Consider the following 12,000-nt stretch of genomic DNA (forward strand, 5'->3'; position numbering starts at 1 on the left):
ACGGGAGATCAGGTCGTCCAGATCGGCTTTCAGGTTGGAGAGCTCGTCGCTGGCGGCTTCGCCTGCCTTGCGTGTCGCCCTGCCTGCATGATTCATCGCGTTTCTTGCCTCAGCTTGTGCCTCACCCGTTTTGTTGGTGGTATCAGTTGCCATGGTTCACTCCTTTTTGTCATTGAAAATATGCAAAATAATAATTTGAAAGTATGTGCGCAACGAATGGTCATCTATCTTGGAGGCCCGGGTGGAATTCTGGATGCCTCTGCCGGACTTATTATGCCGTCACGATCGATATCAGCGGCTTCTCTATTCGTGCGGTTTAATCCTTCCCTTATCGGGTCACGCCGAAGCATTGGGTCGGTGTTGGGATAATTGGGCTGCGTTGGTCTTGCATCCCCTTGTTTTGGGGGAGGGTTACCGATAATGGCGCCAGTGCTCCCCTGCGCCGGCCGTCCCTGAATAGGCTGGGCATGCAATGCACCCGTTCCAGCGAAAATCAGTACGCTAGCGAATGCCAGCGATTGAGCCATTAAACTTGAAGAGAATTTCATGACCGCTCCTGATCAGCATAGCGAAATTGCCAAGCACAGGCTAACTGAATATATCGAAGTTTTCGGTGCGGAACCCCACCAATGGGGGAGAGTCAGTTGCCATGCTTTTCATCGCATCAGCTAGGAAGCCGGTTTAACCGGTAGTGACGATTGCAGGGTGGCTCCGGGGTGAAGTTTTCTGGTTGAGGACGTGGTCGGGGGCAAACGGGCATGCTTCAGTATCATGCCCACAAATTTTCCGGGTTTCCTATCATAGACTTTTTCTCCCAAACCAAACGCGCGTTTCTGCAGTTTTGCCCGGCGACGGGCAATTAACGCATGCAGCGCTTTTATCACATCGGCATCGACAGGCGCATAAGCTCCCCGCGCAGTTTCCTGTGAAAGCATGGCAAGGTCGTGGTCGTATCCGAGGCAATCGGCCAGATGATCGGTCCATTTCAGGCGCTTTGATGCGTTGCCTTTCCTGGAAAGGTGAAGCGCATCGGTTGCATTAAGCAAATATTTCACCTGCTTTCGCCATTCATGAAACGCTTCCGGGGTTCGTACCGCCTTGGCCTCGGCGCGTGCGTTGCAGCCCTTCCGGTAGATCCGTCGCAACCCTGTAGTGACGGCTTTAGAATTAATCGACCCAAAGTCCTTCCGTGCCGCCCGGGCGATGCAGCCCCTGAGCAAACGGATATAATTTTCCAATTCAATTGGCGTGCGTGAAAAATGGCGTCGCGCTTTGGTTAGATTTGCATGCAATATCTTCCGGAGGGGAGCCAATTCAGTATCCTGCAACCTGTCCCGGTATCGATCATGCAGCGCATCGAAAGCGTCAATCAATGATTTGGCATCACGGAAGGGCGACAGGAAACGGCCCGCATCCCGCAGTTCCGAGTTTTCTAACTGGTAAGTTGCCTTGCTCATCCCATCTTGTAACAACCGTAGTGCGGCTCGCGCTTTCTTCAAAGCTTTTCGCGCATCATGAATCGCTTCATCCGGGATAGGTTGCGGTACGCTTACCTGCTTCATTGCTTCGTCGATCCCTGTATGCAGCAGCGTGTACGCCGGATTAACCGGTGTGCCAACCGTATCAGCCGCGACGGTTCGAGCAGTTCGTCTCATCATCTTTGCTGACGCTATAGCGCCGCTCGGCAGAGATTAACGTTTTTCTTGTCATATTTGAATTTGCGGCTACCCTTCAGGCTGCTCCTCGGTGTGTCGATAATGATGTAGCCTTGGCCTGGTTCTCGACGACAGGAAGTAGGAGGCCTCATACGATGCTCCTTCACATTTCCTGAATTTTCCACCTCTTTTTGAAACCGTAAATCCACGTCCCATACCGCTTGCTTTGACGGTGGATGATACTAAGACACTTTCTTTTTCATGGGATGCTCGGGAGATTGCTCCGGCTCTTTGCCGTCGTGCCGTAACACGCTGATTTCACCATCTTCTTCAAGATAAGCTATCTTTATTTCATGGAGATGCTCGATACCTTGTTCACGTAACTTCGATTGCAATTCTTCCGTGGTGATCAGTTCACGTCGCATGGTCTTACGCTGCATTTTGCCATTCAGTACAAGAGCTTCCGGAGGCGGTTGGATCACACGGCGAACGCTTTGGAAATGAAAGCTCATCCAATCCAGAACATAATTCCATCCCGCGATGGTGGCAACAAGAATACAGCCATCCGTGATCGAATCGTAACCTCCCGACATGGCGTTGCTGGCAGCATCCGCGATGAGGACAAGCAGCATCACGTCCGCGATGGCAATAGCCCCAATATCGCGGCGAAGCAAGAATCTGAACAGCAGGAATATGAACCAATAGATGACCGTTCCCCGTATAAAGATCTCGACTGGGTTGACAGAAAAGCCAAAAAGATGCGGCCAATCAATCATGCGCTAGGTTGGTTTAGATTGGCTTAAATTGGGTAAGATATTTCGCATATTTCTCTAGGTTTATTCTTTATTCATGCTCTATCCTGGATTCAATCCACAGATATCAAAAATCCATCGAAATTAAACCCGGGTCTTCAGTCGGCTTCCGCAGTCGCTTAGCCCCGCTTTAACCAGGCTTGGCAAAATCCCGGGCCAATCGAATGCCGGAAAACTGCCACCGTGTCCTGGCAGGGAAAAAATTGCGAAAACTTGGGCGGATACGCTCTAGCGGGGTGACGCAGCAGCCACCCCGGAGCACATACTGGTCCACCATCGACCTGCTGTTATATTCACCCACGGCTTTGTCCCAAACGGCCGATATCGGTCCGTCGGCTTTTGCCTTTGCCGGGCTGTAGCCCGGATATGCGGAATAACTTGACTGTGTCCACTCCCATGCATCGCCATAGAGTTGAACAAGTCCCTCCGCATCGGAAGGGATAGGATGGAAGTGTCCATTTTCCCCAAAATTTCCGGCAATTCTCTGCTGGGAAGCCGCATTCTCCCATTCGGCTTCGGTAGGCAGTCGCGCGCCAAACCATCGCGCGTAGGCATCGGCCTCGTAATATGAGACATGAACAACTGGCGCATTGAGGGATAGCGGCAGTACGCCATTGAGTGTGAACTCTTGCCAATCAACGCCCTTGCGAAGCCAATACATCGGGTGACTGTGCTGGTTGCTCTTGAGCCAGTCCCATCCTTCCGATAGCCATAATGCCGAGTTTTCATAGCCCCCCGCTTCTATGAACTCGAGATAGTCGCTGTTCGTGACAAGACGGGAAGCCAATTGATACGGCTGGAGATATTCCTTATGTCGTGGTGACTCGTTGTCGTAACAGAATCCCTCGCCGGCGTAACCTATCTCCCGGATACCCCCTTCGAAGTCATGCCATTTTAGCGGACCAGGCGGTATGGATGGCAGGGCTCCTGGCATTTGATAGCATGGCGTCAGAGGATTCTGCGAGAGCAGATGCTTGATATCCGCCAGGATGAGTTCCTGGTGCTGCTGTTCGTGATGAAGGCCCAGGATGGTCAGCATGGGCAGCATTTCATCCTTGGGGGGCAAACGCAAAAGCCGGTGCATGCGTTCATCGATATTGCGGTGATAGTCCTGAATGACGGATAAGGAAGGGCGCGTGAATAATCCCCGCCGTGAATCGGGATGTGTTTCCCCGCTTGCATTGTAGGAGCTGAACATTGCCCGAAACGTCTCATGGAATGGCTTGAACGGCACTTCGTAAGGCTCGAGCACAAAAGTTTCGAAGAACCAGGCGGTGTGAGCTACATGCCATTTGGCCGGGCTGGTCTCCGGCATCGACTGAACGCAGCAATCCTCCACCGACAGAGGCGCAATCAGTGCCATGGTACGCTTACGAATGCTCGTATACTTCGGCCATAACATTGTTGGGGCGAGGGTCATCATCTGGTTGACGTCAGCCAAGTTTGTGCATGCGCATAATACATAGCGGGAATCGCTCTCGTCCTTGAATATGCGTTCCGGAAGCTAAACTTTAACGGCGGACGCCAGAACTAGAGAGACTCCGCTTCCTCGTCCAGTTGGATCGCCTCCAATGGTTTTGCCGCCGGTCCATGAAGAACCTGGCCGTTCACACTGAATCGCGATCCATGGCAAGGGCAGTCCCACGACGTTTCCACGGCATTCCACGACACCACACATCCCAAATGTGTGCACGCGGCTGATAAGGGATGCAGCTTGCCTTCGCCATCGCGGTAAATCGCTATTCTCTTTTCCCCTTTACGCAATACCGCGCCTTCTCCAGGTGGAATTTTCCGAGGTGAATCTACATCTCCGGCTTTCACCCAGTCGCCATATTGGGCCAGCGTATTGCCCAATTCCTTGAGAAATTCGGACATGCCGTGGATGGCTGTCCGGGCCGGATCGTAGAGATCAATCCAGGAATTATTCCTGCCCATGACCAAGTCTGTGACTAGCATCGCCCCTGCGGTGCAGTGTGTCATGCCGTTGCCGGAATCTCCCGTAATAATGTAGACATTTTTATCATCCATCGGATTCCGGCCCATATATCCGACGCCATCCACTGGTTCCATAATCTGCCCTGACCACTTGAAATCGACCGAACCAGCCATTGGATAATGCTGGCGTACCCATTTTTCGACTTCATCGTAACGATGCCCAGGATGCTCGTCCTGTCCCACTTTATGGTCTGCTCCACCGACCACGAGGATTTCATGTTCGGATTTTTCGTCCGGTGTGGTCAACCGGACGTAGTAGTAGGGATCTCCGTTATCCCACAGCAGAATCCGGGGCACCGAGCCTTTGGGCACGCGCATTCCTAAAACGTAGGTGCGATAGCCGGCTTGTTTCGTATGCATGACTACACGGTCATTGAATGGCGTATTTGTGGCTACGATAACCGCGCCGGCTGTGATGGCTCCGCCTTCGGTCGTAACCGTCAACGTATGGTCGTGGTGCTTAATGTCCAGCGCCCTAGTCTGAGTATAAATTTCCCCACCATTGCGCCGGAAGGCCGAGATAAGGCCGTTCAGATACTTGAGTGGATGAAACTGTGCCTGATTGGGAAATTCCAGGCAGGATCCGGTATTAAAACTCAAGCCGGAAACACGCGCTTTCTTGTGGACCTCGACACCCGCCTTGCGCGCTGCATCAAATTCCTTATCGAGATCGGCGTAGCCGTCGAGGGTTAACGAGAATAGATAGCCGTTCAAGCGTTCGAATTCGCAATCTATTTTTTCTTTCCTGACAACCGATTCAACGAGGTCTGTGGCCAGTTGGAAACTTTCCGCTACCACTCGCGCCTTGTCCGAGCCGAAAGCATCTTCAATCTCAAAATACCGGTTATCCGGGGGGAAAAAATGAGCGGTTGTTCGCGCCGTCTCTCCCTCGCCTATTTTCCTGGCGTCGATTAGAACCACGGCCTTGCCTTCCCGGGATAATAAGTAAGCCGCGGTGAGTCCTGCGATACCTCCTCCGATTACACAAACCTCGGTTTTTAGCTTTTCCTGTAAGGGGGGAAATTGCGGCAACGCCGCGGTCATCCAGACTGATTTAGACCCGTTGGACAGGCTTTCCATTTTTGGACCCTTTTTTTACTTGTGAGGGAAGAATTATTTGACCAGCGGAAATTCCTGGCTGTACTAAGCCCTACGTTGGGGGAAGGCCAGGAAAAGTACGCCTACGTTACGTCTGAATAATAGAGGGCGGGAACGAAAACGTTCCGTGCGCTAACGCACATTCCGTAAGCTCCCATTCATATAGGATGATTTTTGCACTGCACCGGGAATGGCGTCGTTAACCGGCGGTGCGCCGATTCTTGAGCCGCCTGTTGGAGGCCGTGCAATAGCGATCCATTAAAGCCACCGTGGCCAATCCAAGCGCGAAAGTTCCATAAACCATCAGCAGGGAACGCTTCGATAAGCGGTGTTCAAATCCGGGCGTCAACCGTCTCGGTGTAACGTAAAAGTCAACCGCGTAGGCTGCGGCGCTGGTAACGATAGCGGGCGCCATCACGGCTGTTGCGCTGCTAGCCGGACTTAAGCGCGGGCGAAATTTTTCATGCAGAATCGCCCAGAAGACAGACGCTGCGTGATGTATCACGTACCCTACAACCGTATATCGGAGGCTGAAGCGATTTTCATAAGGGGCGTGACTTCCCCATATCCACTGGCTTGGTCCATTAACCGGCGCGGCTGATTCGTCTAATTCAGCTTTGCCAAGAATCGCAAGGGAAATGGTTGAAACAATGCTCGCCACGGTACCCGAAACCAAACCGTTGCGAAACGCTTGACCCCAGGTTTTATGCCTGTGCGTCATGACGGAAACTATCGTTTCGTCCGGTTAGTCATAATCCCAAGCGGGAAAGTTGTAACGAACCCGTCAAAGAGCTGAAGATCAAATGGCATAAGTTTTGTGAATCATGCACCGAACTGAGAAGGAGTGATCAATTGCCGGATTTGGAATAATAATTATCCGACTCAAAAGTATTCAGTGAGTTCCTTCGGACAACAGCCCTTCAAAACTCAAGCTACCCGATATGTCGACCATATTAATTACGGGCGCAACCGGATTTATCGGTAGCCATTTGGCTGCTGCCTTGGCGGATGCGGGACACCGAATCGTATGTGCCATAAAAAACTCCGGCGGGGAAGATTTGGAGCCCCGATTTACTTATATATCCGCCGATTATACTCACGACTTCGATATCAACGTATGGAAGACGCGGCTTAAGGATATCGACGTGGCAATTAACGCGGTCGGCATATTACGCGAACATGGGAATCAGACATTCGCAGCACTTCATGAGCGTGCTCCGCGCGCGCTTTTTGAGGCCTGTGCCGCAGGCGGAGTCAAGGTTGTGCAGATATCCGCCTTGGGGGCGGACGAGAAGGCGAGCAGCCGGTATCATCTCAGCAAAAAGGCGGCGGACGATGCCTTGCTCAGCTCATGGAACAGATCCGTGGTGGTGCAGCCATCGCTCGTCTACGGACCGGGTGGGGCGAGCGCAAGGCTGTTTAATTTACTGGCAAGCCTGCCGGTTATTCCTGTGCCTGGACCTGGCGATCAGCAAATACAACCGATTCATATTGATGACCTGACCGATGCCATCGTAGCATTAGTCGAAACAGACCGTTATTTAGGCTGCCGTATTCCCCTGGTTGGTCCCAAGCCGCTGACTTTGCAATGTTATTTGAAAGAACTGCGGTCCCTGATGGGGCTTGGTCCCGCCACATTTTTGCACGTGCCGTTGCTATTTATCGATGCTGCGGCGCAGCTCAGCCAATGGCTGGGACGGGGCTTGATGGATATAGAAACCTGGCAAATGCTCCAGCGCGGGAATACGGCGGACGCGAGCTCGACTCGCGAACTGCTAGGCCGCGAGCCTCGATCGGTCAATGCATTTGGGTCGCGCGGAGGTGTGGCGGAATTAAGGCTTTCAGCTCTTCTAGGCTGGCTACAGCTTATACTGCGCGGCGCGATCGCCGCAGTGTGGCTGGTTGCCGGCTTTGTGTCGATGGGAATCTATCCGGTCGAGGAAAGCTATGCTTTGCTTGCACGGGTGGGGATCACCGGAAGCTTTGCTCCCATAGCCCTTTATGGCGCGGCCGCACTCGATATCGCTTTTGGCCTCGGCACGCTGTTCCTGCAGCATCGCAAGTTTCTCTGGATCGCGCAGGCGGCCCTTATCGGTCTTTATACGGTCACTATCACTTTCTTCCTTCCGGAATTCTGGCTGCATCCCTTCGGGCCATTGATAAAAAATCTTCCCATTCTTGCAGCCATCTGGTTGCTATACGAGTTGGAGAAGCGATGAGCCTAACTCCGGCAGTTACCACTTTTTTTCGATTTAGCAGTGTGATTCATGCAGACTCTTTGCGTCGCTTTACCTTCACCTTTATAGCGGGCTCACCTGTCCAACTGCCGGATTCAGGATAATGGATTACATTACGGCGAAGTGGCTCCATATACTTTCTTCAACGTTGCTCTTCGGCACTGGCATAGGCACGGCCTATTATCTTTATTGCGCCACGCGGACAAGAAATCCTTCGATCGTAGCGGCTGTCGGCAGGAATGTTATCACCGCCGACTGGATGTTTACTGCAACGACCATTGTCATCCAACCCCTTACCGGATTCTACCTTGTTTATTTGGCTGATATTCCACTGACAAGCCGCTGGATAATCTGGTCGATTGGTTTATATCTGCTTGCGGGAGCTTGCTGGCTCCCGGTAGTATGGCTGCAAATACGGCTGCAACGTCTGGCGGCTGACGCTAGCGAGAAGAAAAGTGATTTACCTGACTTATATTGGCGTTACTTCCGATTCTGGATCGCGCTGGGTATTCCTGCGTTTATTGCGCTCGTTATCATATTTTACCTAATGGTCGCAAAGCCGGTATAAATGAAGGCACTCTGAACAAGTTTTCCACTGCTCCTCCTTAGGGATCAGAGTCCATGCAAATCGCGCGACGTTTTCTGCTTGATCGCCGCACTTTCGGAAAGTAAAGAAAGAGGTATTTCGATCATGAACCGCAAGTGTGTACTTCATGACTGTCCTGTTGCCCTCCTTTTGATCGATGTAATTAATGATCTGGAATTCGAGGAAGGACAGAACCTTGTTGAGTACGCCTTACCTATGGCGCAGAACATCGCGCGGCTTAAACTTGAGGCAAAAAAACGTGGCGTTCCCTGTTTGTATGTGAACGATAATTTTGGGCAATGGCAGTCGGATTTCAAGCACCTTGTGGCGCGTTGCGTAAAGGGGGGAGCGCGCGGAGCTCCCATCGCTCGTGAACTTGCTCCTCAACGTGATGATTATTTTGTACTCAAACCGAGGCATTCCGGTTTTTTCCAAACGCCGCTGGATCTTCTGCTTCAAAGTTTGCATGCCACAAAGTTGATTCTCTGCGGTCTCACTACCGATTCCTGCGTCTTGTTTACCGCCAATGACGGATATCTGCGAGGCCTGGAAATTTTTGTTCCCGCCGATTGCTGTGCCGCCTTGGCCAAGAGCAGGCATACAGATGCTCTTGGACAGATGCGCAGGACGCTGAAGGCGAATACGGTGGTGTCGACGCAGATCGACTTTGAGCGGTTGTTGCAAAAAAACCACGTTCCCGATTATAAAGCATGACGTTCTGATTACATGAGGCGCAGCTTGAGCTTGATAAGCGTGTCAGGGTCCATAGCCATTTCTATTGCAGTGATCCAGGTAAAGATATGACTATCCGAAAGGGTAGTATTCGATCCCGCAAACAAACTCAATGCAATGCAGTCGACCTGGAACTTACGGGAAAATCTCCTGTCTGATTTTGGCTGGACAAACCAGCCCTCAAGGCGAGGTGGGGCATGGTTACCAAGGCGTGATGGCAGAAGCGTTCAAGGATCGTCGCTCTTGTTGTCCTTATACTTATTTTTAAGCATAATTTCTTGACTACGCGCCCGTTTCCCTTTAAATTGCCGTATCTCTCCGTAAGTTTCTCTAAAAGGATCACTGCTATATGACTTTAGGTCTTATTGACTTGCCTTGGTGGGGTTATATTGTAGTTATCCTAGGTCTGACCCATATAACTATTGCCAGCATCACCATATATCTGCACCGCCATCAGGCTCACCGCTCTCTTGAGTTGCATCCCCTGCCCAGCCATTTTTTTCGTCTCTGGCTGTGGCTTACCACCGGCATGGTCACCAAGGAATGGACGGCGATCCACCGTAAGCATCACGCCAAGTGCGAGACCTCTGACGACCCCCATAGCCCGCAAGTACTCGGCATCAATAAAGTTCTGAGAGAAGGATCGGAACTCTACCGGAAAGAAGCCAAGAACCTGGAAACTCTTGAGAGATATGGCCATGGTACTCCGGACGACTGGCTGGAGCGCAATGTCTACGCCAAGCATAGTGCCAAGGGTATTGCGCTGATGCTGATCATTAACCTTATTCTCTTCGGTCCCATCGGGCTTACGATCTGGGCGATACAGATGGCCTGGGCACCGATCATGGCTGCCGGTGTCATCAACGGTATTGGGCATTTCTGGGGTTATCGGAATTTCCAGGCGGAAGATGCGAGCCGCAATATTGTTCCTTGGGGTATCCTCATTGGCGGAGAGGAATTGCATAATAATCATCACGCTTATGCGACTTCCGCCCGGCTGTCCAATAAATGGTATGAGTTCGATATCGGCTGGATGTACATATGTATTCTAGAATCGATGGGGCTGGCCCAGGTGAAGAAAGTCGCTCCCAAGCTGCGGCTCGATGCAGCCAAGACGAAGTGTGACCTTGATACGCTGCAGGCTGTTATTTCTCACCGCTATGAAGTGCTGGCAAAATATGCCCAATCTCTCAAGCAAACGCTTGCCAAGGAAATCGATCACTTGAAAGAAGCGGCTACGCACCTTGGCGTAGATCGCTCCACGCTTAAACGCTGGGTACTTGCAGACTCCAAAACCCTTCAAGAAGACGAGCGCGCGAAGTTGAGCCTGGTATTGAGCAAAACCACCACCCTGGACAAAGTCTATACGATGCGCGAAGAGCTTATGGCAGTATGGCAACGCTCCGCGACATCCAAAGACGAATTGGTCAAGCAGTTAGAGGATTGGTGCCACCGCGCCGAAGAAAGTGGCATTGACGTGCTGCAAAATTTCTCCCGCAGGCTACGCTGCTACGCTTGAAGAATTAAGAATAAACAGATGTAAGTGAAAATTTAAAACCCGCCAATGGCGGGTTTTTTATTAATGTTGCGTGTTTTCATGGAACCGGCCCTGCAACACTTCCTCACTTTCTTCCGGCCGCCAAATCCTATTTAAGTTTGATTTCCTTATATTTGACGTGCTTGCGCGCTACCGGATCGAATTTAAGCATCTCCAATTTCTCCGGAGTGATGCGTTTATTCTTGGTAGTGGTATAGAAATGACCGGTTCCAGCCGATGACTCGAGTTTTATTTTTTCCCGCATGGTAATGTCCTTAGATTCCGAAGTCCGAATGTGGCTTCATATTTTTTAGATGCTGCCGCCACGAGCGCGGATTTTGGCCAGCGTTGCGTCTATGCCGTTCTTATCTATTGTACGCAGCGCCACGTTTGACAAGCGCAGGCTAACCCAGCGATTTTCGCTCTCAACCCAGAATCGGCGATGCTGCAAATTAGGTAAAAAACGCCGCTTGGTTTTGTTGTTAGCATGAGAAACATGGTGGCCGGTCATAGGTTTCTTGCCGGTGACTTCACATACTCGTGCCATGACGGATACACTCCAAGATTCGAGAAACGCATATTATACCCCGGTTTCGAGGATTTTCTCAAATCAAATCAGTCCTCGTTCCGCAAAGGACATGGCCGACCCGCCGCCAACAATAAAATGGTCCAGGACCTTCACATCCACCAGCCCGAGCGCCTGCTTCAGGGATTGGGTCAGGATTTCGTCGGCGTGACTTGGCTCCGCTACGCCGGATGGGTGATTATGGGCAAAAATTATCGCCGCCGCATTATGATGCAATGCCCGTTTCACCACTTCGCGTGGGTAAACGCTAGTCTGGGTGAGAGTGCCGTTGAACAATTCCTCTGTTGCGATAGCGCGATTCTGGGAGTCAAGAAAAATAGCGACGAAGATCTCGTGTTTCTTGTCGCCGAGGCTGAGGCGCAAATAGTCGCGGACTGATTTTGGCGAACTCATGGCATCGCCGGTTTTCAGTTTTTCTTCCAGGGCTCGCCGCGCCATTTCCAGTACCGCCTGTAGCTGGGCGTATTTTGCCGCGCCCATTCCAGGCACTTGGCAAAATGTTCCTTCATTTGCGCCAAACAAACCTGTCAAGCCGTCGAAACGTTTAAGCAACTCTCGCGCCAGATCCACTGCGCTTTTTCCCGCCATCCCAGTACGCAGGAATATCGCCAGGAGTTCAGCATCAGAAAGATTTGCCGCTCCATTCTTCAGGAGTTTTTCCCGCGGACGTTCGGATTCGGGCCAGTCTGGAATTGCCATAAATAATGCTTGGTGTCCCTCCGATTCTTCAAGTTCGCGATTCTTCAAGTCCGGCAAACTGCT

The 12,000-nt window shown here is 51.6% G+C and carries 13 protein-coding genes; 4 read left to right on the top strand and 9 right to left on the bottom strand.

What is annotated here, in order from left to right; all coding sequences use genetic code 11:
* Positions 1 to 224: 224 nt before the first annotated feature.
* The 6 genes from BLP45_RS14445 to BLP45_RS10715 all read right to left on the bottom strand — a co-directional run bounded on the left by BLP45_RS14445 (position 225) and on the right by BLP45_RS10715 (position 6,281).
* Positions 225 to 548: a hypothetical protein gene (locus BLP45_RS14445; protein WP_143002438.1), complete on the bottom strand. Its 324-nt coding sequence runs from the start codon at positions 546 to 548 to the stop codon at positions 225 to 227.
* A gap of 120 nt (positions 549 to 668) precedes the next feature.
* Entirely contained in the window at positions 669 to 1,658 is a 990-nt protein-coding gene (locus BLP45_RS10695) for a CHAD domain-containing protein (protein WP_090372474.1), read from the bottom strand.
* Positions 1,659 to 1,897: 239 nt separating this feature from the next.
* Positions 1,898 to 2,431, bottom strand: a complete 534-nt coding sequence (locus BLP45_RS10700) for a DUF421 domain-containing protein (RefSeq protein ID WP_090372475.1) — start codon at positions 2,429 to 2,431, stop codon at positions 1,898 to 1,900.
* Positions 2,432 to 2,597: 166 nt separating this feature from the next.
* On the bottom strand, positions 2,598 to 3,890 hold the full coding sequence (egtB, locus tag BLP45_RS10705) for an ergothioneine biosynthesis protein EgtB (protein ID WP_090372476.1): 1,293 nt from the start codon (positions 3,888 to 3,890) through the stop codon (positions 2,598 to 2,600).
* A gap of 107 nt (positions 3,891 to 3,997) precedes the next feature.
* On the bottom strand, positions 3,998 to 5,542 hold the full coding sequence (locus BLP45_RS10710) for an FAD-dependent oxidoreductase (RefSeq protein ID WP_090372477.1): 1,545 nt from the start codon (positions 5,540 to 5,542) through the stop codon (positions 3,998 to 4,000).
* A gap of 217 nt (positions 5,543 to 5,759) precedes the next feature.
* Entirely contained in the window at positions 5,760 to 6,281 is a 522-nt protein-coding gene (locus tag BLP45_RS10715) for a hypothetical protein (RefSeq protein WP_176754729.1), read from the bottom strand.
* Between the two features lie 220 nt (positions 6,282 to 6,501).
* Here BLP45_RS10715 and BLP45_RS10720 point away from each other — a divergent pair, with 220 nt between their 5' ends.
* From BLP45_RS10720 to BLP45_RS10735, 4 genes are all read left to right on the top strand, one after another.
* On the top strand, positions 6,502 to 7,779 hold the full coding sequence (locus tag BLP45_RS10720) for an SDR family oxidoreductase (RefSeq protein WP_090372478.1): 1,278 nt from the start codon (positions 6,502 to 6,504) through the stop codon (positions 7,777 to 7,779).
* 121 nt (positions 7,780 to 7,900) lie between these two features.
* Positions 7,901 to 8,365 (top strand): DUF2269 family protein, encoded by a 465-nt coding sequence (locus BLP45_RS10725; protein WP_090372479.1) that lies wholly within the window; start codon positions 7,901 to 7,903, stop codon positions 8,363 to 8,365.
* 123 nt (positions 8,366 to 8,488) lie between these two features.
* Complete coding sequence (locus BLP45_RS10730) at positions 8,489 to 9,097, top strand: cysteine hydrolase family protein (protein ID WP_090372549.1); 609 nt, start codon at positions 8,489 to 8,491, stop codon at positions 9,095 to 9,097.
* Between the two features lie 367 nt (positions 9,098 to 9,464).
* A complete protein-coding gene (locus BLP45_RS10735; RefSeq protein WP_090372480.1) occupies positions 9,465 to 10,634 on the top strand; it encodes a DesA family fatty acid desaturase in 1,170 nt (389 codons plus the stop codon).
* A gap of 127 nt (positions 10,635 to 10,761) precedes the next feature.
* Here BLP45_RS10735 and rpmG read toward each other — a convergent pair whose 3' ends face one another.
* The 3 genes from rpmG to radC form a co-directional block, all read right to left on the bottom strand.
* The gene (rpmG, locus tag BLP45_RS10740) at positions 10,762 to 10,917 is read right to left on the bottom strand and encodes a 50S ribosomal protein L33 (protein WP_090372481.1); all 156 of its coding nucleotides are present in this window, start codon (positions 10,915 to 10,917) and stop codon (positions 10,762 to 10,764) included.
* 45 nt (positions 10,918 to 10,962) lie between these two features.
* Complete coding sequence (gene rpmB / locus BLP45_RS10745; RefSeq protein ID WP_090372482.1) at positions 10,963 to 11,199, bottom strand: 50S ribosomal protein L28; 237 nt, start codon at positions 11,197 to 11,199, stop codon at positions 10,963 to 10,965.
* Between the two features lie 63 nt (positions 11,200 to 11,262).
* Entirely contained in the window at positions 11,263 to 11,937 is a 675-nt protein-coding gene (radC, locus tag BLP45_RS10750; protein WP_090372483.1) for a RadC family protein, read from the bottom strand.
* Positions 11,938 to 12,000: the final 63 nt, after the last annotated feature.

Origin of the sequence: Nitrosospira sp. Nl5 (assembly GCF_900102495.1) — a bacterium.
Taxonomy (GTDB): Bacteria; Pseudomonadota; Gammaproteobacteria; order Burkholderiales; family Nitrosomonadaceae; genus Nitrosospira.